A 25178-nucleotide genomic window follows, 5' to 3' on the forward strand; every position below is an offset into this window, starting at 1 on the left:
CAAACACTTCCTCAAATCCCCCAAAACCCACGCCAGACATGGGCCACACCCGATTCCTCTCCCCCCACACAACCCAATCCAAACCAAAAAAGTCCAAAAAAAACGAAAAAACTCACACCACAGGAAACGCAGGGCTCAAATGACCCCCAACGCGAACCGCCTCAACCCTCACCGCCAACCCCGTCCTGTCATCCGTCTCGACGAAAACCCCACACACGGTCGCCTCCCCCTCGGCCGGTTGCAGGCGCTCACCCGGCAGCTTGCGCACGAAGCGATAAAGCGAGGCTTCCTTGCCCATGCCAATCACACTGTCATAGTCGCCGCACATGCCTGCATCGGTCTGATAAGCCGTCCCCTTCGAGAGGATACGATAATCAGCCGTCGGCACATGGGTATGCGTACCCACCACCAGCGAGACCTTGCCATCGAGGTAATGACCAAACGCCATTTTCTCGCTCCCTGTCTCGGCATGCAGATCCACGATGATGGCATGCGCGGTCATGCCAAGCTTGTGACGCGACAGGCACTCCGTGACGGCCCGGAAGGGATCATCGAGCGGGTCCATGAAAAGACGCCCCATGACATTGATCACGAGCACCTTGCGCCCGTTGGGGAGCACGATCACGAAGGACCCTTGCCCCGGCGTGCCCGGCGGAAAATTCAGCGGCCGAATGATACGCGGCTCCGCGTCGATCTCGCGCAGCAGCTCCTTCTTGTCCCAGGCATGGTTTCCCAGCGTGATCACATCGACCCCGGCCTTGAACAGATCGGTGGCTATGGCAGAGGAGAGCCCAAAGCCATGTGAGGCGTTTTCGCCATTCACCACCACGACATCAAGCTTCAGGGTTTCACGCCACGCTGGCAGACACGCCATAACCGCCTCACGGCCCGAACGCCCCACAATATCTCCAAGAAAAAGTAGTTTCACCCTGCTTTGCCTTCCCCGGCCTGTTGTCTGATAATTTCCCGCTCCGTCACGATCCGGTCGAGGGGCTCGTCATGCGCGCCCACGGGCACCGAAGCCACTTCCTGCCATGACTGCGCAAAGCCGAACGCCCTGCATTTCAAGGCGTCGAGAGTACGGTCGTAATATCCGCCCCCATAACCAAGGCGATTGAATGTCCGATCAAATGCCAGCAGTGGAACCAGCACGAGATCAGGACGATCGTAATCGCCATCGGGATGGTGCGTTCCAAAGCGACCCGCCATCATCTCGCAATCCGGCCTCCACCGTCGAAACAGCAGAGGCTCTCCCTTGGGCGTTGTCTCAGGCAGCAGCACATGCCGCCCGGCGTTGAAGAGCAGATGGCACAAGGCGCGCAGGTCCGCCTCACCAGGGAGGGGCCAGACGCAACCGATCTGGCCCAGATCTGGCTCAGCCAGAATCTGCATGGCGAGATTATTGTTGAGGGTCGTGTTTTCAGCGGGGGGGATGGGGCGTTCGATCCGACGCTGTCGCATGATGCGGCGCAGAGCCTGCTTTTCTTGATCGATATTCATGTGTGGAACCACCATGGCCGTCGGTCTTTCAGCCCTCCCGGACCTGCTCACGCAGGTGGGCGCCAGATATCATGACCACGATCACGACAGAGCCAGCTCCCTAAGGAAGTGCTTATCGGCCCAGGGGTTGAGTTGCCTGACGTACCGGGCAGTCCCACCCGACACTAACTAGGCACTCTCCAGCTCGGCTGCAATGCCTTCGGCCCGCTCCGCCAGCAAATTAAGCTTCTGCTCGCGCGATTCATTCTCGGCGATGATGCGCTCGGCACGCTGGACGCGCTCATTCGTGGTGGTTGGCAGAATTTCCTTGGCCAGATCATGCAATTCATCCGCCATCAACAGCGCCGCCATGACGAGCGTCCATGATTCGCCACCCTGCGTGCCAAGCCCGCGCACACGATCGATACGCCGCTCAACCTGCCGGGCCAGATCCTGAAGATAGCGCTCCTCGCCATCCTTGCAGCCAATCGTATAAGAATAGCCGTTAAGTCGAATGGAAACCTGTGCCATGATCAGACAGCCTCCTCATCAGCCAGATACTCGATCATGTCCCGCACCCGCAGCCGAAGCGCTTCAATATTGGCCGCTAGAGGCTGCCAGTCCATGGGTTCGGGCGCGTTCACCTGTGGATGATGCAGAGCATAGGCGATGCGATCGAGCGCCTGCTCGATCCGATCCTCGGGTCTTGCCTGTCCTGTGGCGCTATCGGTCTGATCCGTCAAAATGGCCTCATCATCCACACCGGGTTTCCGCTTGTGCTAGAGAAGCTCTCATAATGTCACAAGGTCAAGCATGAAGCCGGTGCAACACCTTCCTCGTAAAATTGTTGCTCTCTCGGATAACGCGCTTCTCCCGCTCCTCAGCCAGCCGGGTTCCAGCGCCCCCTACGCAGTCATATCCGGTGAGGGCCTTGGGCCCATCATGGGGTTTCCATGGTGGCGCGCCCTGACCGAAGACCTTGCTGTGCCCACGATCTTCGATGCTGGCTATGCCGCCTCGCTTGCTGCCTGCGCCCTGCGGGAGGGACAGAAATGGGTGGTATGCACGGCGGATGCCCCCGCCATAAGAACCGTGGGCGATATTGCGCGGCAGTGCGGTGGTCATATTCTGACAACGCGCCCCGCTGCACTCACTCTTGGCAGGCCGCCTTATAACGCTTACCGGATTGGACAGCTTCACCACTATCTCGCGCCAGAGTCCTGAGCGCCCTATCGGACGGATTGCCATCATGCTGCCTTGCGAACTCTATCTGGTCACAATGCCGGATTTCGACCCGTCACGTGAGCTGGCCGATCTGGCGAAAGTGCTTGAACGCTGGACCCCCGCCGCCCTGCGTCTGTCCACAACCGATGAGACCCGCGCCAGAAGCTGTGTGCATGCCATTCGCGAGACCGTGCAGGCCAGCGGCACGGCCCTGATCCTAACAGACCTCCCAGCTCTGGCGCACGAACTGGGTTGCGACGGCGTGCACCTCACCAGCAGCCCGGCCCAATGCCTGACCGCCCGTGAAGAACTGGGGCGCGACCTGCAACTTGGCGTCTATTGTGGCACAAGCCGTGACGAGGCCATGAGTGCAGGCGAACTGGGCGCTGACTATATCGCCATAGCCCCCAATGCGCCTGATCTGGCCGCATGGTGGTCACAGATGATGGAGTTGCCGGTCATCGCCGAGGACATTGAGACAAAGGAACAGGCAATCGCCATGTTCAAGGCCAATGTCGATTTTCTCGCCGTCCCCCTCAGCTTCGTCGATGCCGACGAAGCCGGGGCAAGGCTGAGCGATATCGTCAGCCGCGCGGCGGAAGAATATCCTGGGTGATATAAAGCGTCCCGTTGGACTGCGGGGCGCCATTAAGCCAGATTCTGGCGACACGACCGGTCATATTCACCAGCGTGAATTGCCCGCTCGACGCGTCGCGCTGCACGGTGAGTGCATCTCCGCCAAGTGTCTTCAGCGCAATGCGGTCGCTCTTCAGACGTTTCATCGTGGCATTCAATCTGGCTGGTGACCAGTTGCCCCGTACGATCGTATAGCCAAGTATCTGTCGCAGGGTCGCCGCATTTTGCGGGTTCATCAACCCACCCTGCACCTGCGCTGCATAGCGTTCAAAGGGCTCGTTGGGGATGGCGAACACCGTAAAGGGACCGTTCCGGCCCAATCTGGCGAACATGGCCGACTGACGCAGGGCCTTGCGGTAATCGGCCAGTTCCAGAGACGCCGATATGTTATCCAGCAGCGGCCTGTCGCTAAAGGACAAGGTTGGCGGCTCTTCATAGGCAACCGGGCTCGATGTCTCGCTCTTGGTCGAGGCATGGTACATGTGGCTACTGCTGATCGCGGGCATCTGCACAGCCGCAAGAGAGCCTTTTGTATAGATAGGGTCCTGAACGGTTCTGCTCTGACACCCGGCCAGAGCAAAAGCCATCATAACCCCGCCCATTACTCGTGTTCTTATTGTTCTTGTCTTGGTGGGCGACATAAGTTTCAGCATCCATCTCCACGCATGGTCCAACCGACCACACGGCTATTGGTCAGCTCGAAGGTCGTCTGACAGGTCGTATTATAGTAGCTGGGTGGGAAACCGCCGAAGCCACCGCCCCAGCCGCCATAACCACCCCAGCCGCCGCCCCAGCCACCATAGCCGCCATACCCGCCCCAAGGGCCGCCACCCCAGCCCCAGCCCCAACCGCCAGTCCCCGGTGAGTAGTTGGTCTCGTTGTCGATATAGGCCAGGAAGTCATGACCGCTGGCCTGATAGGTGCGCGTGGGCACACCGAAAGTCCGCAACACATCCACATCGCTCTTGCCGATCATGGAATCCAGCACCTTACGCTGCTGGACGGTCGGAACATCGCATGCCGACAGGGTCAGCAGCGCAGCAAACGACAGAAAAACTGTTTTCTTCATCATCCTGATACCCTTTCCGAAGCTGAAGCCGCCTGCCGGATCAGTTCGAAGCTGGCGCCACTGTAGGCCATGAGAACGATTTTGCCCCCTGAAAAGGTTCATGGCTATCATAAGGTTTAAGAAAACCACACAATGTCACACAAGCGCGGTGCGCCGGTTGCCAGCATCACAAGCCGGTCAAACCCCAACGCAATCCCGCTGCACGGCGGAAGATCAGCCAGATCAGCCAGAAAAGCCTCGTCGAGTGGCCAGTCCTGATCCGGCGTCAGAGCGATCCGCCGCTCCCTGTCCGCCACAAAGCGCGCGCGCTGTTCCACCGGATCGGTCAACTCCTCGAAGGCGTTGGCCAACTCGATTCCTGCGGCATAGAGCTCGAAACGCAGCGCCACACGCGGATCTTCCGGGTCACGTCGCGAAAGCGCTGCCTGCGCCGCAGGCCAATGCGTCAGGAACGTCGGTCGATCACGCCCGATATGCGGCTCGATACGCTCCAGCAGCAGCCGGAAGAAAAGATCCTCCCATGTCTCGCCGACGCGCAAGACCGTGCTGGCCTCCTGCGCCAGACGGGCGGCGTCGTTGCCAATACCCAGCAGATCGACCCCGACATAGCGCCTGAACGCCTCGGCCATCGTCAGTCGCTCGAAAGGCGCGTCAATTCTGAGCGTGGTATCGCCACAGGTCAGGGTAGGCGGCAACAAATGCTGCAATAGCGCCTCGGTCTCATCCATCAGGGCGCTGAGCCCCGCCCCAGGCCTGTACCATTCCAGCATGGTGAATTCAGGCGCATGCAGGGCACTTTGCTCGCCATTGCGCCAGACACGCGCGAGCTGAAAAACCGCGAGCCCGGTAGCCGCCACAATGCGCTTCATCGCAAATTCGGGGCTGGTGTGCAGGTAGCGCGGCTCTCTCGTGCCATCGGGTCGCTCGAGCTCGGTCCGAAAGCAGCGCAGATGCACCTCCTCACCCGGCACAGGCACCGCGCACGGTGTCTCCACCTCCAGATAATCCCGGGCGTCGAAAAAGGCACGCACGCCACGTTGCAGGAGGGCGCGACGCTGCAAAAGCGGCAGCCTGTCTGAAATTGCGTTTCGTCCCGCCATGATATGCGCTCTCCGGTTGCGAAAACAGTTGTGCCTGAAGTACAGCCCCCTGATGCCAGAAAAGGTCAATCCCCCCGCCGAACCGCGCCACGCCGGGCCACGCCCTGTCGTGCGCACACCATCGCAGCTGATTGCGCTTGGACTTGTTCCGCCGGATCAGGCGCAGGCGCTTGAGGCTCTCTCCAGCCAGTTCGCCACAGCCATCCCGCCGGCCTTTCTGGATCTGATCAACCATCCGGACGATCCGATCGGGCGGCAGGTTGTCCCGACCCCTGCCGAACTTCAGACCGCCCCATGGGAATTGCATGACCCGATTGGCGATGACGCCCTTTCTCCCGTGCCGGGTATCGTTCATCGCTATGCCGATCGCGCGCTGCTCAAGCCGTTGCTGGTCTGCCCGCTTTATTGCCGGTTCTGCTTCAGGCGCGAGCATGTGGGGCCGGACGGCGGACTCCTCTCGGACGAGGCCCTGAACACGGCACTGGGCTGGATTGCCGATCACCCCGCCATCAGCGAGATCATCCTGACGGGTGGGGACCCGCTCATGCTGAGCCCGCGCCGACTGCGCCATATCATCGAGGCGCTGTCGGCCATGCCCCATATCCAGACCATCCGCATTCATAGCCGTGTGCCTGTGGCCGACCCCGCACGGATTACATCGGCCATGCTGGACGCCCTTGAAACCGATCGCGCTCTTTGGATCGTGCTCCATGCCAACCATGCAAGCGAGATGACCCGTGAGGCTCGCGCCGCCATACGGCAGATACAGAGTCGCGCGATACCGGTGCTCAGCCAGTCGGTCCTGCTGCGCGGTGTCAATGACACCGAAGAAGCGCTGGAGGCCCTGCTTCGTGCGTTCGTTACCGCCCGCATCAAGCCCTATTACCTGCATCAGCTCGACCCTGCCCCCGGCACCTCTCATTTCCATGTGCCAATCGATGAGGGACGTGCGCTGCTGGCCCGCCTGCGTGGCCGCGTGACAGGCCTTGCCTGGCCAACCTACGTGCTCGATATCCCAGGTGGTGCGGGCAAGGTGCCGCTCGGGCCGGATTACTACCACCCCGAGACGCAGCCCGGCGCCGTGCAGGACCCGGCGGGCAACACACACACGCTCCCCGCCATCCCGTCAGAGCGGGGATGAGCCAGAGAACATCTCGCCTATCAGCCCCTTCAGCACCCGCATTGTCAGACAACGAAGTGCAGGAGAAACACGATAGGGCTGCGTCTCGGGATCGGCCATGCGGGTGATCGTCTCACGCATCGAGGCTGGCAGGGTCGGAAACGGGTCGACCCCTGTCACCCTGATCAGCGTCGCAACAGGAACCTGCGTGCAGGATGGCGAGAGAGTGTTCTTGCACACATATACCGTCACCGCTTGGCGGGACGGCAGATAGACCGCCTTCCATGTCGAGGTCGGAACGGGCAGTTCACCGGGTCCGATATGGGCAGGGGCCTGCGTACGATAGGCTGGCCCCGTCACGACATAGGCCTCGCCCTCTGAAAGCACGAGCTCGCGCACCCGCTTCTCGACCCCGGCCCAGAGGCCGCGATTGAGGTCAGGTGTCTGCGGCACCATATTCGAAAGCGAGAATGTCTCCTGCTGTGACGCCCGACTGGGGGCATCACCGCTCGGCATCATGTGCCCGCGGTCGAACCCGGACCGCTGGTAATCGACCAGACGGGCCCTGTCCGCCTCTGGCTGGCGTGTTTCCTCGTGAAATTTACCCTCGCGCAATTGATGCTGGGCATGGCGTATCTCGTCACGCGTCAGATGCTCTGCCACCCAGACAGGCTCATGCGTGACCCCGGACACGAGAACAGCGAAATCCATGTTGCACAGAAACGTATTGCGCGTTGTGGGGGCGGGTGCCGTCAGGGTCGGCGCAATTCCACCGGAGAAATCTGCCGCGCACGCAACCGTGCCTGGCGTCTGTCCAGCCGAAACCGGAGCCTCGGCATAGGCGCGCGACAGGCCCGCAAAGCCCGAGGCGCCGGAACTACCCCAGAAAACAAGACCCAGCCCGGAGAGGGCAAACACGTAAGAAGATCGAAACCGCATGGCTGCGCTCTAGCTGCCACTTTGCAAATGCACAACCAGATCACCGCCATCCTCTTCAGAGTGGCATCCCGGAGGGCAGACCATGCATCTTGCTTGCTCTTGAGCGCCCGCTTCGTTAGAACCCCGCCTTTCACGGCGGCACAGACCCGTCGTATCCACATCACGATTCCCGGGATCTTTCTTCCATGAAGCAGCAGGCAAACCTGATTCGCGCCGGACAGGTTATTGAGCATGACGGTCGTCGCTGGACGGTTCTCAAGCAGCAGATCATCACGCCGGGCAAGGGTGGCGCCTTCATCCAGGTCGAAATGCGCGATCTGAACACAGGCAACAAGACCAATGAGCGCTGGCGCACCGCCGACACCGTCGAGCGCTTGATGACGGAAGACAAGGACTACACCTATTCCTACACGGATGGTGACAACATTGTCCTGATGGACCCGGAAACCTTCGAGCAGGTGATGCTGCACAAGGACATCTTCGGCGACCAGCTGCCCTTCCTGCAGGACAACATGGAACTGAACGTGAAGCTGGTCGAAGGCGACCCGGTTGGCGTTTCCCTGCCGCCGCATGTCACGCTCGAAATCACCGAGGCCGATCCTGTGGTCAAGGGCCAGACGGCCAGCTCGTCCTACAAGCCCGCCATGCTGTCCAATGGCGTCAAGACCATGGTGCCGCCCTTCATCGAAGCCGGCGAGCGCGTGGTTGTCCGCACGGATGACGCGTCCTACGTCGAACGCGCCAAGGCCTGATCACCCTCTGAAACGGGGGCGCAGCCATGCTGTACCCCCGCAAGGCAAGGCCCGGCTGCGGGCTTTGCCCTGATACGACTACCCTGCTCTTTCACAGTTTCTCATCAGGATTATTGCCATGCGTCTCTCGCCGCATATGACCGTCATGCAGAATGCTGCGCAAAAAGCAGCCAAGCGTCTCCTTCGTGATTTCGCCGAAGTCGAGCAGCTTCAGGTCAGCATCAAGGGCCCCGGTGACTTCGTTTCGCAGGCCGATCTGCGTGCCGAGCAGACAATCCGTGAGGAACTCGCCCGCGCTCGCCCCGGCTACGCCTTCCTGATGGAAGAGAGCGGCAATTCGGGTGGCGAGAACTGGACATGGCGCTGGATCGTCGATCCGCTCGATGGCACTTCGAACTTCCTGCATGGCATTCCGCAATGGGCCATTTCCATCGCCCTGCAGCGTCGCCACCCCGATGGCTCGACCGAAATTACCGCTGCCATGGTCTATAATCCTGCCGCCAATGAGATGTTCTGGGCCGAGAAGGGCGTTGGCGCCTTTCTGAACGAGCGTCGTATTCGCGTCTCGGCACGTCGTGACCTATCCGAATCGCTCATCGCCACCGGCATCCCCTTCGCAAAGACACCGGCCGATCGCCGTCTGCCTTTCGGTCGCACACTGGCGGCACTCATGCCGCATGTCGCAGGTTTCCGTCGCTTCGGTGCCGCAGCGCTCGACCTCGCCTGGGTCGCTGCCGGTCGTTACGAAGCCTTCTGGGAAATTGGCCTCAAGCCCTGGGATTGCGCAGCCGGTTTGCTGATCGTGCGTGAGGCTGGCGGATACGTGACCGATCCGGAAGGTCTGGAGATCACCGATCTTGACAATGACGTGACGCTGGTCGCCGGTAACGGCCACCTGCATGGACCGATCCGCAAGATCGTGCTCGACGCCCTGACCCGCAAGGCCTGAGCCCCCAGCCTGCCCGCGCTCCGGCGTGGGCAGGCTACGAAAACCGGTTATTCCGCAAATAAAACCGGATAGCGTGGGAACCATCGGGATAACGAGATCTCATTCCCCATTGCTAGCGCGGGGGGAGCGCGATTAGGATCACCCCGTCATGAAACGGCCGATCCTCCTCTCCCTCCTGTTTTCGGCCGGTCTTCCGGCTGCCCTGCTGACCGCGATGCCTGTACAGGCGCAGGTCACCTCCAATGATGATGCCATCCCCGCAGCCAAGCCTGCGGCGAAATCAGCTACTCAGAAAAGCTCTTCCAGTCCTGCTAAAAGCAGAGTCGACAAGGCAGGCCACAAGGCGGATACGACTGCCGCCACCAAGGACAAATCTGCCCCGTCCCATCCGGCCACGTCCTCTGCCACCAGCCCGGCACCCAACAGCAATCTGCCCGGTAAAAGCGCGCCGTCCTCAACACCCCGCGCTCCTGCTGCACAGCGCGTCGGTGCACCGCCGGATGTTCCCGCCCAGCCCCCGCGTCCCGTCGTCATTCCGCCGCCGGGCGTGGCCGTACCGACCCACCCCCCTGTCCCGCCAGAGGAGGTCAAGCCCGACCCGGCATCGAAGGGCAAGGTCGAGAAGCAGGCAAACGGCCTGCGTGTACTGTTCGATGCCAATAGCAGCGGCATGAGCCAGGCCATGATTGATGCCGTGCGCGACGAAGCCAAGGTGCTGGCAGGCAAGCCCACCCTGCGTGTCACGCTCTGGGCCTCGGCCAGCGGTACAAATGAGGATCTTTCCACCCCCCGTCGTATCGCGCTTGCTCGCGCACTGGTTGTGCGCTCCATCCTGATACGCGAGGGCGTCGCGACCACGCGCATCTATCCGCGTGCCACCGGTCTGGCCCTGCCCGGAACCGCGCCGGCAGACCGTCTCGACATCATCGCCGAGGGTGCCGTACCGGCCCCGATTTCTGAAGCCCAGTTCGGAACCGCATCGAGGACCCCCACGCCATGACCCGCCCGACCCTTTATCTCCTGCGCATGGGGATCTTTCTCATCCTCGTCGCAGCCGTGGCCGCCCTGCTCAGCAAGACGCTCTATGCCGCCTTCTTTGCTAATCCGGCGCTGGACGGGCTGATTCTCGGCGTGCTGGTCATTGGCATCCTGTGGAATCTGCGCACGGTGCTGCGTCTGATGCCCGAGGTGAAATGGGTCGATCAGTTGCGCGTCAACCGCACCGGCCTTGCCCAGCCCCAGCCTCCTCGCCTGCTTGGCGCGCTTGCGCGCAATCTCGCGGCCCGCACGGCGACGGGTCGGCTGAGCCTGTCGCACCAGTCGGCTCAGGCCACGCTCGACAGTCTCTCAGGCCGCCTTGACGAATCCCGCGATATCTCGCGCTACATGACGAGCCTCCTCATCTATCTGGGCCTGCTTGGCACGTTTTACGGCCTGCTGCTCACGGTCAGTTCCATTGCCGGGGTGATTGGCAGCATGAGCGTGGGCGATGGCAATCTCGACGCCATGTTCGGCCAGCTCAAAACCGGCCTCGCCGAGCCGCTCAAGGGCATGTCCACCGCCTTCTCAGGCTCGATGTTCGGTCTCGCCGGAGCGCTCATCCTTGGCTTCCTCGATCTCAACGCAGGTCAGGCCCAGAACCGGTTCTTCAATGAAGTCGAGGAATGGCTTGTCGGGATCACCAAGCAGGGCGGCACCCTGATCGAAGGGGGCGATGCCTCCGTGCCCGCCTATGTGCAGGCCCTGCTGGAACAGACAGCCGAGAATCTCGAAACCCTGCAGAATGTTGTCTCACGCAGCGAGGAAAGCCGCATGCAGCAGCTTCAGGTCATGGACGGGCTGCAGGAGCGCCTCAAGGCCATGACCGACCTGCTCCAGTCGAACCAGAAGATGATGAACCGTGTCGCGGAAGGGCAGGCTCTCCTTGGTCCGTTCCTCAAGCATGTCGGCGAGGCCGCAACACCCGGCACGGCAGCCTTCAACGATGCGAAGGACAGTCGCGAGCAGTTCAGCCGAATCGAGGGCCATATGGTACGGCTGATCGACGAGCTTCACAGCGGCCGTGCCCAGATGGCTGGCGAGATCCGCAATGATCTGCGCGTTCTGGCGCGCACCATCGCTGCCACCAGCCCCGGCGGATCAACGGTCGTTCCCCCTTCGGCGCAATAAGGCGAGGCGGATCTCATGGCACGACGCTCAAGACGCAGCTCCCACGGTGGAGAACTCAATGCCTGGCCCGGCTATGTGGACGCCCTCTCCACGCTGCTCATGGTGGTCACCTTCGTTTTGCTGGTCTTTGTGCTGGGCCAGCAATTCCTGTCCGTGGCCCTGAGCAAACGCACCCACTCGCTCGATGCCCTGCGCCAGCAACTTGCTGCCCTGCAACAGACATTGTCGATGACAGAGGCCAAGAACACGCAGCTTAGCTCGATGGTAGCGAGCCTCACGACCGATCGCGACAGTGCCAAGCGTCAGGCTGATGTGCTCACACAGCAGCTTGCCACGCTGAATGGCACCATTGCCGAAAAGGAGCAGGCGCTCGCCGCTGCCGGTCAGGCCACGCAATCCGATCAGGCCACCATTGCCGAACTCAAATCACAGCTCGAACAGCTCAACCAGCAATTGCTCGCAATCGGCCAGGCGCTTGATATTGCCAAGAAAGATGTTACGGCACGCGACCAGCAGATCACGGATCTGGGCAACAAGCTCAACGTGGCGCTGGCCGACAAGGTCAATCAGCTCAAGCGCTACCGCTCGGAGTTTTTCGGTCGCCTTCGGGACGTCCTGAAAAACCAGAAAGGTGTCGAGATCGTTGGCGACCGCTTTGTTTTCCAGAGCTCCATTCTCTTCCCTCAGGGCAGCGCCGATCTGACGCCAGAGGGCGAAAAGGAAATCGCGGCGCTGGCCCATACCTTCAAGCAGGTCTCAAGCCAGATCCCCACCGATATTCCCTGGATTCTGCGCGTGGATGGCCATGCCGACAAGCAGCCCATTCATACTGCCTTCCCCAGCAACTGGGAGCTGTCGAGCGCACGTGCGATTACCGTGGTCAAGGTGCTCATCCGCGAGGGCGTGGACCCGCATCATCTCGCAGCGACCGGCTTTTCGGATTACCAGCCGCTCGATCAGGGCAATACGGCAGCCGCCTATACCCGTAACCGCCGCATCGAATTCCGCCTGACGGATCGCTGAAGCCCTCAAAGCAGCCCTGAACAGGCAATGAAACGTCAGGGAGAAATCGTATGGCGGCGGTTTCTCCCCAATGACAAGAACGGCGCAATCGCTTATGTATCGCGCCATGACCGGCACGCCCCTCTCCCAGATCCGCAATTTCTCGATCATCGCCCATATCGATCACGGCAAGTCCACGCTGGCTGACCGTCTGATCCAGGCCTGCGGTGCGCTTACGGCACGAGAAATGAAGGAGCAGGTGCTCGACAATATGGAGCTCGAGCAGGAGCGCGGCATCACCATCAAGGCGCAGACCGTGCGCCTGACCTACCCGGCCAAGGATGGCAAGACCTACATCCTGAACCTCATGGACACGCCGGGCCATGTCGATTTTGCCTATGAGGTCAGCCGCTCCCTTGCCGCCTGCGAAGGCTCCATTCTGGTCGTCGATGCCTCGCAGGGCGTCGAGGCCCAGACACTGGCCAATGTCTATCAGGCGATCGACGCCAATCACGAGATCGTCCCTGTTCTGAACAAGGTCGATCTGCCTGCCGCCGATGTCGAGCGCGTGCGCGCCCAGATCGAGGAAGTGGTCGGCATCCCGGCCGATGACGCTGTCGAGGTTTCCGCCAAGACCGGACTGAACATCGAAGGTGTGCTCGAAGCCCTCGTCAAACGCCTGCCCCCACCGAAGGGCGATGCCAGCAAGCCGCTGCAGGCCCTGCTGGTCGATAGCTGGTATGACCCGTATCTCGGCGTCATCATTCTTGTGCGTATCATGGAAGGCACGCTCAAGCGTGGGGACAAGATCCGCATGATGCAGGCTGGCTCGACCTATCACGTCGATCAGGTTGGCGTGTTCCTGCCCAAGATGACCGCGGTCGAAACCCTCGGCCCGGGCGAAATGGGCTACATCAATGCCGCCATCAAGACCGTGGCCGATGTGGCGGTGGGCGATACCGTCACCCTTGATCGCACCCCTGCCGACAAGCCTCTGGCCGGGTTCAAGCCCTCGATTCCTGTGGTGTGGTGCGGTCTCTTCCCCATCGATGCCGATGATTTCGAGAAGCTGCGCGATTCGCTCGCCAAGCTACGCCTGAACGACGCCTCGTTCCATTTCGAGGCAGAAACCTCGGCAGCCCTTGGCTTCGGCTTCCGCTGCGGCTTCCTCGGTCTGCTGCATCTGGAAATCATCCAGGAGCGTCTCTCGCGCGAGTTCAATCTCGACCTGATCGCAACCGCGCCGTCCGTGGTCTACAAGATGTATCTGACCAACGGGACGCAGGAAGATCTGCACAACCCGGCAGACATGCCCGACCCCGGCAAGATTGAGAAGATCGAGGAGCCGTGGATCAAGGCGACCATTCTGGTGCAGGACGAATATCTCGGCAGCGTGCTCACGCTCTGCAGCGAGCGTCGCGGCATCCAGATTGATCTGACCTATGTCGGCAACCGCGCCATGGCTGTCTATCGGCTGCCGCTCAACGAAGTGGTGTTCGATTTCTATGACCGCCTCAAGTCACTGACGCGCGGCTATGCCAGCTTCGACTATCAGATCGATGGCTATGAGGAGAGCGACCTCGTGCGCATCTCCATTCTGGTCAATCAGGAACCTGTCGATGCCCTCGCCTTCGTTGCTCATCGCAGCGTTGCTGAGACGCGTGGCCGTGCCATTTGCGGCAAGCTCAAGGATCTGATCCCCCGCCAGCTCTTCAAGATCGCCATCCAGGCCTCCATCGGCTCGCGCATCATCGCACGTGAGACACTGGGTGCCTTGTCGAAGGACGTGACGGCCAAGTGCTATGGCGGCGACATCTCGCGCAAGCGCAAGCTTCTGGAAAAGCAGAAGGAAGGCAAGAAGCGCATGCGTCAGTTTGGCAAGGTCGAGATTCCGCAGAGCGCCTTCCTCGCCGCGCTGAAAATGGACTGAGATTTCTCGCGCCTCCACACGACTGCTGCGGGAATAACAAGAAGAAAGAAGGATCCCCCCCCTATGGCCTCCACTGCTGCAATCGTTTTCGTCAAGAATGATGCAGACGATATCGGCTGGTGGATTGCCCATCACCTGGCTGTCGGGTTTGACAGCCTGGTTATCATAGATGACCACTCGACTGACGGCACCTGGGATGTCATCCAGAATGCAGCAGCAATTTTTCCAATCGAGGCACGACGCGCGCCCCTCGCGGTGACGTCTTCCTACGCTGAACGACGCTCCGATGCTTATGGTCTCGCTATCGACAGCTGCCGGGATCGCTTCGATTGGGTGATCTGCCTTGAAAGCGATGAGTATGTCCATCCCGAGGCAGAGTCCGATATCGCTTCATTCCTGTCGCGTTTCGATCAGGCCGATGCAATCATGCTCCATTGGTCGATTTTCGGCTCGAATGGTCATGTCACACATCCTGTGGAGGCGCCGACAGCAGCCTATACACGCCGTGCGCCCCTTGATTTCGCGGATCACGCGCTCGGCAAGACTTTCATTCGACCGGGAGTGTTTGACGGGCAGTTCATCGATGGCTGTCACTGGACGATAGCCGCCGAGCGTTATTACCGCGCCGACGGTGAACTCTTCGTTCCGGGCGCACCAGCGGCCTGGGGCGGTGCGCGCATCCTGCATTATGTCACACGCAGCCTGTCTCAGTATACCAGACGGCTTATCCAGCAGGCGCCATCGGGTCAGGCTGCACCCGATCTGTGGTCGCATTTCAACCGCAACGAGGTCGACGATCACGCGACCGGGCGTTTTCTTGCCACCTCACGCGAATGCGCTGCGCGCCTTGGCCATGCCATGCTCAATTCCCTGTACTGGCGCGTCAGACAGGACATCCAGGATAACAGCCTGCGCTTTGTTCCCGACACCGCTTTCACCGTGAGGGACCATCGCAGCGTCGCATCGCCGTCACCGCTGCGTTTTGCCTCTCTCATCACGGTCGGAAACGAGATCCTGGCCTACGATCCGGAAAAACGCCATCTGGCGTTACTGCCAGTCGAGAAGGCTCATGATGAGGCCAGACAAGTCCTTCTGGTCGTTGAAGATGTCATGGACCAGCGGGAAAGCATCCTTCCCCGTCCGCCTGGCTTCCTGTTGCTGCCTGATACGGCTCGCGGGGCGTCTGTTGTGCCCGGAGCATGCCTGACCCATTGGGTTCCGGTTCAGGTGGAAGAGAACATCGACACGACACAGCCAGGCTCAGGGACGGTCGCCCTGTTTTTTCCCGCCAATGCACAATGGCTCGCATGTGATGTAAGCGGCGAACTTACCCTCGATGTGCAGACACCACTACGCCTTGCCTTCCACCCTGTGACCCCGAGCCGGAGCGTCCTCACCCGCATCGAGCCCTACCTCGCCCTTCGCAGCCACGGTGACACCCTGCATGATTTCTGCACCGGCCTCGACATGCTTCGAGCACCTCATGCTGACGCATTGGCCTGCGCCCTGACACATCTGCCTGCACACGAACGCGACCTGCTTCGGGCCCGCTATGCGGGGCTCGTTCCCTCATGGCTTGCCTCAGCCTGAGCAATCTTCCGGTGAACAGGCTTTGTGTGCCGCGTTGTTGCGCTGGGTGTCTGTGACAGTGCCATGCTGACACGCCGCAGGAACTCCTTTGTGCCAATCTCGTAATCAAGAGATCACCCCAGACAGGGGCGGCGTCCAGGAAAGATCACCCCATGTGATCCAGCCTATAAACCCTGACCCTGCCCTGTCTGCACCCACGTCCCGAGGCAGCAGAAAGGCACATATCGTGGCAGAAACCGGAAACACCCCGAAAACGCCACGACGGCATCCTGTGCGCAGAACTCTTGCCATCATATCGGGCGCGCTGGCAGTTATCCTCATATTGCTCATTCTGTTATGGAACTGGGACTGGTTCGTACCCCTGGTCAACCGACGTGCCAGTGCGGCCCTGCACCGCCCCGTCACCATTGCCCACTTGCATGTCCGACTTGGCCTGACGACAACAGTCGCGGTCGATGACCTTCAGATCCATCAACCCGAAGGCTTCGAGTCGGAGAAAGAGCTGTTTGCCAGCGCCAAAAAAGCGACGGTAGCCGTCAATGTCTGGCATTACATCACCCACAAAGGGCTTGAGGTGCCGCTGATTGCTCTCGACACGCCCAAGGGCGATATCGTCGCTCTGGCCAACGGGCGCAACAACTATACGTTCACCGATCCGAACGCCAAGCCCGAGCCCGCATCGCCGCAGCAATCCACCCCTCTGCCCAAAATCGGCACGGTAACGATCACCGATGGTGATATCCGCGTCGCCATGGCCAAGCTGAAGACGGATATGCATGTCCTGCTTCATACGACGCCGGCCAAGGACGATCAGGATGGTACCATCGTCGTCGATCTGAAGGGGCGCTATGCGCAGGCACCGATCTCAGGCCATATTGTGGGTGGCTCGCTCCTGACGCTCACCAATTCCACCCGTCCCTATCCGATCGATGCCCGACTGGAAAACGGACCCACCTACGTCACGCTTCGTGGCTCGGTTGATGATCCCCTGCATTTCAAAGGCACAAAGCTTGTCCTGCATTTCGCAGGTCCCGACATGTCGCTGCTTTACGCCCTGACGGGGATTCCCATCCCGCAGACGCCGTCTTACAGCATCTCCGGAAATCTCGATTACACGGCGGCCCATATCCGCTTCACCAATTTTGCCGGCAAGATGGGTTCATCGGATATCGGCGGCACGATCGCTGTCGATCCTCAGACCAAGCCTATCACGGTTGACGCCAATCTGCATTCGCATCATGTGGATCTGAAAGATCTCGGCGGGTTCATCGGGGCCAAACCCGGTCATGAAGAGAGCAAGAAGGCCGCGACGAGCGACCGTATCCTTCCCTCCACGCCCATCAACGTCCCCAAGCTGAACGCGGTCAATGCTCATCTCGTCTATAAGGGCGACCATATCGAGAACAAGGACATGCCGCTTGACAATATCATAGCTGATATTGCCGTGCAGGATGGTGCCATAGCGATCAACAAGCTCGCTTTCGCCGTTGGTAACGGCACGCTGGGTCTATCCGGTGCGCTCGATCCCGCCGCGAATGGCCAGTTCAAGACCCATTTCAAGGTGGACGTGTCACGCCTGTCGATCCAGCGCCTGATGAAGGCTACAGAAACCTTCAAGGGTGAGGGCACGCTTGGTGGCCATATCACCCTTGCCGCAACCGGCAACTCTATCGCCTCGCTTCTGGGCAATGGTGATGGTGGCGTCACGCTGGTGGTCGATCATGGTGGTGATGTCTCCGCACTTCTACCCGACCTCATGGGGCTCAAGGTGGGCAGCGCTATTCTTTCAGCACTCGGCATCCCCCAGCGCTCCGACCTGAAATGCTTCATTGCTGACATGCCGCTGCGTCAGGGTATCCTGAGCACCAACTCCCTGTTGCTCATGACAAACAATACCCGCACGCTGGGTGGCGGAACCGTCAATCTGCGTAACGAGACGCTGGACTATCACGTCACCACCCGCTCGACCTCGTTCAACATCCTCTCGTTCCCCGGACGCGTGAATATCAGCGGCCCGCTCAAGAGCCCGACCATCATGCCGGGGGCCGAAATCATCGGTCGTGCTGCTGCCACGGCTGGGCTGGCCATCGCCTTTCCTCCGGCTGCCCTGCTGCCCACTATCCAGTTCGGTGTCGGCAAGGGCAGTGCATGTGAGGATGCACTGGGTCAGGCCAACGCCAACCCGGCTGCCGGGATCAAGCCGGGAAGCACGACCGGTGCTGGTGCTTCAACCGTCCAGCCCAATGCCCACGCATCACAGCCCCAGGGCAAGAAGCTGAGCCGCAAGCAGATCCATTCTGTCTGGAAGGAACGCCTGAAGCAGAACTGAGACAGGAGCGTGATATCGGGCGTCACCCGCATCATCACGATTGATCAACAAGCGCCATCCTGCCAGTCTGCTCGGATGGCGCGCAAATCCCTGTTCCTCACCGCTCTGTTCTGTCTGGCTGGCTGCGAGGCTCCCGCCACACCTGCCAAGACAGACACCCAGAGCGGCCTGCCACCCGTTATCCTGGTCTCAATCGACGGCTTCAGGCCCGATTATCTTCATCATGGCGACACGCCGGTGCTGGACAGTCTGACCGGTGAGGGGGTGTTCGCGCCCATGCGCCCCTCTTTCCCGTCAATCACCTTCCCCAATCACTATACGCTGGTCACTGGATTGCGCCCGGATCATCACGGCGTGGTTGGCAACACCATGACCGACCCGGATATCCCCGGCGAGACCTTCAGTGTGGGGCATCATACCGGCGTCGATGATCCACGATGGTGGAATAACGGCATACCGGCCTGGGTCACCGCCCAGATGCATGGTCTGATGAGTGCCTCTGTTTTCTGGCCGGGCTCAGATGTCCCCATTCTCAACACGCGCCCCGAAATCTGGTACCATTTCGACCACAAGATCACACCGGCAGAGCGCGTCGGGACAGTCCTTTCATGGTTCGACCGCCCGGCTGAAAAGCGCCCGACCCTGTCTTTGCTCTATTTCGACGGGGTCGATCATCACGGCCATGTGGATGGCCCCTTTGCGCCCGAAACGAGACAGGCCATTCATGAAGTCGATGACGCGCTTGGAGTCCTGATCGCAGGCCTGAAACAACGTCACGTCCAGGCCAATCTCATTATCGTTTCCGATCACGGCATGACGGCGCTCAGCCCCCAACGCGTCATTTCCCTTGCCTCCCTTGCGCCGGCACAGGCCATGAACGTGGTGACGGCAGGCCCTTATGCCGGCATCAATCCTGTACCGGGGCATGAACGCGAGCTTGCCCGCGCCCTGTCCGCGCCCCATGAGCATGTAACCTGCTGGCCCAAGGCCCAGATCCCACCCCGGCTGCATTACGGCGCCAATCCACGCGTACCTGCCTGGCTCTGCCTGGCTGAAAATGGCTGGACGCTTGCCCGCGATGCCCATGATCATATTTCAAAGGGCGGGCACGGCTACGACAACCAGGCCCCGGACATGCTGGCCACCTTCATCGCGTCAGGCCCCGCCTTCGTTTCGCACAAGACCCTGCCCACCATCGACAATGTCGATGTCTATCCACTGGTTATGATGCTTCTCGGGCTGCTGCCCGAAAACAATGATGGCACGCTCACACCCCTGCAGAGCGGTCTGCGGGACAGTTATCGCGCCATTCAATAACGCCGCCCATCAACCCGCTTTGCGGGTGAGCTACCGGTCTGTTGGCCTACCTGCCTAGATGGCATCCCGGCCGTGCGATAAAACAGGACGCTCCGGTTGTAATGCAGGAACCGGCGGGAGACGCCTCATACCCCTTGTCGTCAAGCCCCCTGCCCACCTAGAAGAACGCGACGCCCCTTTCCTGCCCGGAGCCCGCCCTACGTGTCTGCCTCTCCCTTTTCCTCCTGGCTGGAACGTCGCTTCAGTATCGGCCAGCGCGGCTCGACCATTCAGCGCGAAGTACTGGCTGGCCTCACGACATTCGGTGCCATGGCCTATATCATGGCGGTCAACCCCGCCATCATGGCCAATGCCGGGCTTGCCCAGCATGACATGATCATGACCACCATTGCCGCCGCCATCTGCGGCACGCTGCTCATGGCCCTGTTTGCCAATATGCCCATTGCGCTGGCCCCCGCCATGAGCAGCAATGCGATCTTTGCCCAGATCGTGGTCAGACAGATGCACGTTGATGTGCGCACGGCGTTCACCATCGTGCTGCTCGGAGGCGTAGCGTTTACCGCGCTATCCGTCACAAAACTCCGACATCGCATCATTCAGGCTTTTCCCGAACCGATCGTGCTCGGCATTCAGGTCGCTATCGGGATCTTCATTGCCCGCATCGGCATGGTCACGGGTGGGCTTGCTGTCCCGGCAGGCGATGGATTCCATTTTGGCGCCCTCAGCGACCCTTCAGTGCTGCTGACACTGTTCGGCGTGTTCCTGGCTGGTGTCTTCATGGTAATGCGCGTCCCCGCCGGCATGCTCATCACCATTCTGGCTGTCACCTTTGTCAGCCTGTTCGTGCACAAGAACGGCCATCCTATGGCCAGCCTGCCAGGCCAGGTGGTCGAGTGGCCGCATTATCCCACCCACCTGCTTTTCCCGTTCAACTTCGGGGATTTCTTCTCCCATCTCGAATTGCTGCTGCCCATCACGCTCTATTTCCTGATCAGCGATTTCTTTGACGCGACAGGCACCATGTACAGTGTCGCCAACAGGGCACGTCTGACAAAGCCTGATGGCAGCACCCTGCTGGGACGCGCCGCTTTTGCGGCTGACGGCTCTGCCAGCATCATTGGTTCGGCACTCGGCACCAGCACAGTCTCGGCCTATGTGGAGAGCCTTGTGGGGGTCGAGGCTGGCGGTCGGACGGGGCTGACAGCGCTGGTCGTGGCGCTGCTTTTCGCTGCCTCTTCTGTGCTGTGGCCTCTCATCGTCATGATTCCCCCCGAGGCTACCGCACCGGTGCTCATCCTCGTCGGCCTTTCGATGCTCTCTGCTCTGGGGCAGGCCGCCAACCATTCACAGGAGGCCTTGCTGACACCGGCCTTCATGCTGCTCATTGCCGTGCTCACCGGTAATTTCATGATCAGCCTTGCGCTCGGGTTGCTGTTCTATTCCCTCATGCTCGTCGTCACGCGCCAGTTTGTCCGCCTCACCCCAATGGTGCTCGGACTCGATGCCGTATTCCTGTTCTATCTCGTCCTGATCAGCCGAACGGGGCTTGGGCAGGGCTGAATACCTGACCCGACGAGCCACCAGCCGTCACCATCACACGGCTCATCCTCAGGGTGTGCTGTGTGTTCCATGCGCCGTGCCGTTGGCACGGTAGATCGGCTCTGACTTTGCGGATCGTCATCTTGTGATGTCCCGCCAGCTCCAACCCTCCCGCCTCGAAAATCGTTGGTTCAGCCAAGCAGGGCCCTATCGCCAAAGGCCCGCATAAACGAAAGAGGCTGTCACCGTGTCTACCCTTCTCAAGGATCTTGCATCGTTCAAGGATGAGTTCGTTGCCCTGAGGCATGATCTGCATACCCATCCCGAACTCGGCTTTGATGAAAAACGCACCAGCGATATCGTCGCTGAAAAGCTTCAGTCATGGGGCTACACGATCGAACGCGGCTTTGCAGGGACGGGTCTTGTCGCCACGCTGCGCAATGGAACCAGCAACAAGGTGATAGGGCTGCGTGCCGAGATGGATGCGCTCCCCATTCTCGAAAAGACCGGCCTGCCCTGGCAGAGCGCCCAGTCAGGCGTTTCCCATATGTGCGGCCATGATGGCCACACCACGATGCTGCTTTGCGCCGCACGCTATCTTGCCGAGAAAAAGCCCTTCGATGGTATTCTCCATCTGATATTCCAGCCTGCCGAAGAACTTCTATATGGTGGAAGCCGCATGATCGATGACGGACTGTTCAAGAAATACCCCTGCGATATCCTGTTCGCCCAGCACAACATGCCTGGCTTCCCCAGTGGTAATTTCTATTTCCACAAGAATGCCAGCATGGCGTCGTCAGATACCGTTCGCATTACGATCAAGGGTACGGGCGGTCATGGTGCCTTCCCCCAGAAGTCGCATGATCCGGTTGTCGCCTCTGCCCAGCTCGTGCTGGCCCTGCAAAGCATCGTCGCACGCAATGTCGATCCCTTCGCGCCTGCCGTGGTGACGATTGGTGCGTTTAATTCCGGCAGTGCGGCCAATGTCATCCCTGACAAGGCCGAGCTGCTTCTGAGCATTCGCACCATGACCGATGAAGTTCGTCAGCTGGTTCTCAAACGCGTTACCGACATTGCCGCCAACACGGTCGCCGCCAATGACTGCGCGGCCGTGATCGAGCATCTGAATGGCAGCCCTGTGCTGGTCAATGACGGCAAGGCCATCGACTTTGCCCGCGGCACCGCCGCCGCGTTGTTCGGTGCAGATAACTGCCATGACAGCCCGCCCTTCATGGGGAGCGAGGATTTTGCCTTCATGCTGCAGGCGCATCCCAACGGCTGCTACTGGTTTATCGGCAACGGTACCGAGGGTTGCAACGGCACGCCGCTCCATAATGGCGGGTTCGACTTCAACGACGACAACATCCTTCCCGGCGCAGCACTCTTTATCGGCCTCGTGGAACGTTATCTCGCTCCGGTCGCCTGAGGCACAGAGCGAGGTATTCGCGCTTTTCAGAAGGCCTGACGATACAGCCCGATCATCTCATTCTCGGTGATCGGGGCAGGGTTGTTCACGAGAACACGGGGCTGGGTTATCGCATCCTCTGCCTGGGAGGGCAGCGAGTCCTCGGTGACCCCGACATCGCGCAGACGACGCGGCAGACCACTCTCATCCATCAGATTTTCCATGAAGCGAATGAATGTCTCTGCCTTTTCGGCGGATGTCCCGCCCTGCGTCACGCCAAGATCATCGCCAAGTTCAGCGTAGAGCCCAGCCGCTTCACGCATGTTGAACCTGAGAACATGAGCAAGCATCAGGGCGTTGGACAAACCATGCGGCACATGGAAATACCCGCCAAGCGGATAAGCCATGCCATGAACGAGACCAACCGGTAAATTGGCAAAGGCCTGACCGGCCAGCATTGCGCCGAGCAACATCGCCTCGCGCGCAGGGCGATTATCGGGTTCCCGACAGGCTGTAACCAGATTCCTGCCCAGCAATCGCAGGGCCAATCGCGCGAGGTGATCCGACACAGGATTCTTGCGTCGTTTGCCTGTATAGGCCTCTATGGCGTGGACCATCGCATCCAGCCCGGTCGCTGCGGTCTGGAGAGGCGGCAAACCGCGTGTCAGCTCGGCATCCAGCAGCACATAATCGGCAAAAAGCTGCGAGGCGACCACACCGCTCTTTCTCGTTCCATCAAGGGTGATGACTGCCACATTCGTCACCTCTGACCCCGTCCCGGAAGTGGTGGGCACCTGGACGAGAGGCAGCCGCCTGCCCTCGACACGATCCACACCGTACATGGCTGCAAGAGGCTGATGGGTTGTGCCGAGCAACACTGCAGCCATCTTGGCAACGTCGAGCGATGGCCCGCCGCCCAACCCCAACACCAGTTCCACGGCGGCCTTCCGACCGACGGCCACACATTCCAGCAATACGGACCCGGGAGGATCAGCAACGACACCATCAAACAGCGTGATCTTCAGACCGGCAGCAGAAAGAGAGATGATGACAGGCTCCAGCAAGCCCGAACGAGACAGCCCGCGATCCGTCACCAGGAGCACAGAGGTGACAGAAAACCGGCCTCTGAGATCCTGCCCGAGGCCAGAGATCCCACTCCATCCTGATTGTCGGTACGGTCTGAAAGCAGAAAGCAGGCATATTCATCAGAGATTTCTCCCTTTTTGAAAGCGGCCCTGGACTGTCCCGACTGTTCTGCACGACGCGCTTGACAGCCTTCCCGAGAAGCTGTCGGCCTCAACCGGCGCCCGGGGACATTACACCGCCAGACTTTCATCGGCATATTGGGTCAAAGGCCGGGATGACCTGTGACGTTAAAGCAGCCGTGGGACAACCCGATCACTGCGAGCCTGGGCGCCGGATCATCCCTCCATGAGAGAACCATGACACGTGTGACGAGCGGGGGGGGGCAGACGAAACAGACATATCTCATCTTTTTGTCATCTATAACACGGCACGTTCGTGACGAGACTTGACGAGCGTCCAGAATGCCACAGGCGACCCAAAGGATGCCATGAGCATGGCCTGCTGAAGCTGATGCATGAGAAACCGCTCCAGACTTGCTCTTCAGCGCCGGTGGGAGACGATGCAGGGGCATCGGCAATCCAGGTGCAGTCTTCTGACCGATATTATCGCAATCTGATTTTTTCAGGATAGGGCGCTCTAATGAAACCACACCTAAAGACAGAAAAAGGCGCCTCTACAAATCAGTGCCTATTTTCGGCCATAGTATTATCGTTCATAACGGTGGCGATACCGGGAGCGTGATGCAAAACTTCCCCGGTATCGCCACCTTTAACATTTGTTTCCAATTATTTCACACTCATAAACTATAAAATTATTTAGCGTATGGACATATCCCATACATTGAGCCCCAATAAATCAACGCGGCTTATCCAACATTCGATGCGGATCGCGATGTTTCGCGACGAGATCGGCTCAGGACAGGCCAGACAGAAATCCTGCCATGGCCCGCCGCGCTTTCGCCGCGTCACGACCGAGCGCCATCAGGGCCGGTATCTGTCCGGGCTGTCGCCCCAGACTGGCAAGCAGCCGCAAGGGAGAGATACGCCCTCCATCAAGCACATCCAGCGCTGCAGGCGGCAGATCACGCCGGGAATCATCACAGATCACGCGCAGCACGGCAAAAGGCAGGCCGGTGCGCGCCACAAGACCGCTCTCCATATCAACGGCCAGGCATCCTGTCTGGGCATGGTAGCTGTTTTTCTCGGTCGCCGTCGCAACAATCGTGTCGCTGTGCAGGATACCGCCATGCAGTACCCCGTCTCGCCCCACGCCAAATTGTCGTGAAAGCCCGGAATCGGTCTTGAGGCGCTGCCCGTCGACCATCACCCATTGCGGGATGATAATCGCTCCCGGCATCAGATCGGGCGCCAGACCCGCCGCGCAACCGAAAGACAGCAATTCCGTCGCCCCTGCGGCCAGCAGCCGCTCGATCCCGCGCAGGGCACCATCACGCGTTGCCCCGCTCAGCGCAACGGGTGACTGCGGCACATGGGGCCTGATCAGGCGTGCTTCAGCCTCCAGCCCGGCCAACACACCCAGCATG

The 25178-nt window shown here is 60.3% G+C and carries 24 protein-coding genes and 1 other RNA gene; 14 read left to right on the plus strand and 11 right to left on the minus strand.

Annotated features, from left to right (window positions below; translation table 11 throughout):
* Positions 1–112: 112 nt before the first annotated feature.
* From ACWNRM_RS10995 to ACWNRM_RS11015, 5 genes are all read right to left on the minus strand, one after another.
* The gene (locus tag ACWNRM_RS10995; protein ID WP_485170820.1) at positions 113–928 is read right to left on the minus strand and encodes a TIGR00282 family metallophosphoesterase; all 816 of its coding nucleotides are present in this window, start codon (positions 926–928) and stop codon (positions 113–115) included.
* Positions 925–1500, minus strand: a complete 576-nt coding sequence (locus ACWNRM_RS11000) for a 5-formyltetrahydrofolate cyclo-ligase (RefSeq protein ID WP_485170821.1) — start codon at positions 1498–1500, stop codon at positions 925–927. The genes ACWNRM_RS10995 and ACWNRM_RS11000 overlap by 4 nt, the downstream gene beginning before the upstream one ends.
* A gap of 1 nt (position 1501) precedes the next feature.
* A non-coding RNA gene (ssrS, locus tag ACWNRM_RS11005) (6S RNA) lies at positions 1502–1658 on the minus strand.
* A 10-nt stretch (positions 1659–1668) separates the two neighbouring features.
* Positions 1669–2010: a cell division protein ZapA gene (locus ACWNRM_RS11010; RefSeq protein WP_485170822.1), complete on the minus strand. Its 342-nt coding sequence runs from the start codon at positions 2008–2010 to the stop codon at positions 1669–1671.
* Between the two features lie 2 nt (positions 2011–2012).
* Positions 2013–2240, minus strand: coding sequence for a hypothetical protein (locus tag ACWNRM_RS11015; protein ID WP_485170823.1), 228 nt, complete (start codon positions 2238–2240; stop codon positions 2013–2015).
* 61 nt (positions 2241–2301) lie between these two features.
* On the opposite strand from ACWNRM_RS11015, the gene ACWNRM_RS11020 reads away from it, so the two are divergent.
* Positions 2302–2703 carry a hypothetical protein gene (locus ACWNRM_RS11020; protein WP_485170824.1) on the plus strand — a complete coding sequence of 134 codons (402 nt, stop codon included), beginning with the start codon at positions 2302–2304 and terminating at the stop codon, positions 2701–2703.
* 25 nt (positions 2704–2728) lie between these two features.
* On the plus strand, positions 2729–3319 hold the full coding sequence (locus ACWNRM_RS11025; RefSeq protein ID WP_023979297.1) for a thiamine phosphate synthase: 591 nt from the start codon (positions 2729–2731) through the stop codon (positions 3317–3319).
* On the opposite strand, the gene ACWNRM_RS11030 is transcribed toward ACWNRM_RS11025, so the two are convergent.
* From ACWNRM_RS11030 to epmA, 3 genes are all read right to left on the minus strand, one after another.
* Positions 3288–3941: a fasciclin domain-containing protein gene (locus ACWNRM_RS11030; RefSeq protein WP_485172212.1), complete on the minus strand. Its 654-nt coding sequence runs from the start codon at positions 3939–3941 to the stop codon at positions 3288–3290. The two genes, ACWNRM_RS11025 and ACWNRM_RS11030, sit on opposite strands and share 32 nt — an antisense overlap.
* A 44-nt stretch (positions 3942–3985) precedes the next feature.
* Positions 3986–4411: a hypothetical protein gene (locus tag ACWNRM_RS11035; RefSeq protein WP_485170826.1), complete on the minus strand. Its 426-nt coding sequence runs from the start codon at positions 4409–4411 to the stop codon at positions 3986–3988.
* Positions 4412–4524: 113 nt separating this feature from the next.
* Complete coding sequence (epmA, locus tag ACWNRM_RS11040; protein ID WP_485170827.1) at positions 4525–5508, minus strand: EF-P lysine aminoacylase EpmA; 984 nt, start codon at positions 5506–5508, stop codon at positions 4525–4527.
* Between the two features lie 52 nt (positions 5509–5560).
* Between epmA and ACWNRM_RS11045 the strand changes: the two genes are divergently transcribed.
* Positions 5561–6649 carry a lysine-2,3-aminomutase-like protein gene (locus ACWNRM_RS11045; RefSeq protein WP_485170828.1) on the plus strand — a complete coding sequence of 363 codons (1089 nt, stop codon included), beginning with the start codon at positions 5561–5563 and terminating at the stop codon, positions 6647–6649.
* Here ACWNRM_RS11045 and ACWNRM_RS11050 read toward each other — a convergent pair.
* Entirely contained in the window at positions 6635–7567 is a 933-nt protein-coding gene (locus tag ACWNRM_RS11050; RefSeq protein ID WP_485170829.1) for a DNA/RNA non-specific endonuclease, read from the minus strand. The two genes, ACWNRM_RS11045 and ACWNRM_RS11050, sit on opposite strands and share 15 nt — an antisense overlap.
* A gap of 185 nt (positions 7568–7752) precedes the next feature.
* Between ACWNRM_RS11050 and efp the strand changes: the two genes are divergently transcribed.
* The 11 genes from efp (at position 7753) to ACWNRM_RS11105 (ending at position 22570) form a co-directional block, all read left to right on the plus strand.
* Complete coding sequence (gene efp, locus ACWNRM_RS11055) at positions 7753–8319, plus strand: elongation factor P (RefSeq protein ID WP_023979275.1); 567 nt, start codon at positions 7753–7755, stop codon at positions 8317–8319.
* Positions 8320–8437: 118 nt separating this feature from the next.
* On the plus strand, positions 8438–9268 hold the full coding sequence (locus tag ACWNRM_RS11060) for an inositol monophosphatase family protein (RefSeq protein ID WP_485170830.1): 831 nt from the start codon (positions 8438–8440) through the stop codon (positions 9266–9268).
* A gap of 148 nt (positions 9269–9416) precedes the next feature.
* Positions 9417–10268: an OmpA family protein gene (locus ACWNRM_RS11065; RefSeq protein WP_485170831.1), complete on the plus strand. Its 852-nt coding sequence runs from the start codon at positions 9417–9419 to the stop codon at positions 10266–10268.
* Positions 10265–11437 (plus strand): flagellar motor protein MotA, encoded by a 1173-nt coding sequence (locus ACWNRM_RS11070; RefSeq protein ID WP_485170832.1) that lies wholly within the window; start codon positions 10265–10267, stop codon positions 11435–11437. Before ACWNRM_RS11065 ends, ACWNRM_RS11070 begins: the two co-directional genes overlap by 4 nt.
* A gap of 15 nt (positions 11438–11452) precedes the next feature.
* The gene (locus ACWNRM_RS11075) at positions 11453–12460 is read left to right on the plus strand and encodes a peptidoglycan -binding protein (protein ID WP_485170833.1); all 1008 of its coding nucleotides are present in this window, start codon (positions 11453–11455) and stop codon (positions 12458–12460) included.
* Between the two features lie 106 nt (positions 12461–12566).
* Complete coding sequence (gene lepA, locus ACWNRM_RS11080) at positions 12567–14369, plus strand: translation elongation factor 4 (RefSeq protein ID WP_485170834.1); 1803 nt, start codon at positions 12567–12569, stop codon at positions 14367–14369.
* A 63-nt stretch (positions 14370–14432) separates the two neighbouring features.
* Positions 14433–15959 (plus strand): glycosyltransferase family 2 protein, encoded by a 1527-nt coding sequence (locus ACWNRM_RS11085; RefSeq protein WP_485170835.1) that lies wholly within the window; start codon positions 14433–14435, stop codon positions 15957–15959.
* 271 nt (positions 15960–16230) lie between these two features.
* The gene (locus ACWNRM_RS11090; protein ID WP_485170836.1) at positions 16231–18288 is read left to right on the plus strand and encodes an AsmA family protein; all 2058 of its coding nucleotides are present in this window, start codon (positions 16231–16233) and stop codon (positions 18286–18288) included.
* 9 nt (positions 18289–18297) lie between these two features.
* On the plus strand, positions 18298–19605 hold the full coding sequence (locus tag ACWNRM_RS11095; protein WP_485172213.1) for an alkaline phosphatase family protein: 1308 nt from the start codon (positions 18298–18300) through the stop codon (positions 19603–19605).
* Positions 19606–19806: 201 nt separating this feature from the next.
* A complete protein-coding gene (locus ACWNRM_RS11100; RefSeq protein ID WP_485170838.1) occupies positions 19807–21165 on the plus strand; it encodes an NCS2 family permease in 1359 nt (452 codons plus the stop codon).
* A 226-nt stretch (positions 21166–21391) separates the two neighbouring features.
* On the plus strand, positions 21392–22570 hold the full coding sequence (locus tag ACWNRM_RS11105) for a M20 aminoacylase family protein (RefSeq protein WP_485170839.1): 1179 nt from the start codon (positions 21392–21394) through the stop codon (positions 22568–22570).
* 26 nt (positions 22571–22596) lie between these two features.
* On the opposite strand, the gene ACWNRM_RS11110 is transcribed toward ACWNRM_RS11105, so the two are convergent.
* Positions 22597–23652: an iron-containing alcohol dehydrogenase gene (locus tag ACWNRM_RS11110; RefSeq protein ID WP_485170840.1), complete on the minus strand. Its 1056-nt coding sequence runs from the start codon at positions 23650–23652 to the stop codon at positions 22597–22599.
* Between the two features lie 895 nt (positions 23653–24547).
* On the minus strand, positions 24548–25177 hold the full coding sequence (locus ACWNRM_RS11115) for a nucleoside phosphorylase-I family protein (RefSeq protein ID WP_122040489.1): 630 nt from the start codon (positions 25175–25177) through the stop codon (positions 24548–24550).
* Between the last annotated feature and the right edge of the window lies 1 nt (position 25178).

It is taken from the genome of Asaia sp. A2, from assembly GCF_057319415.1.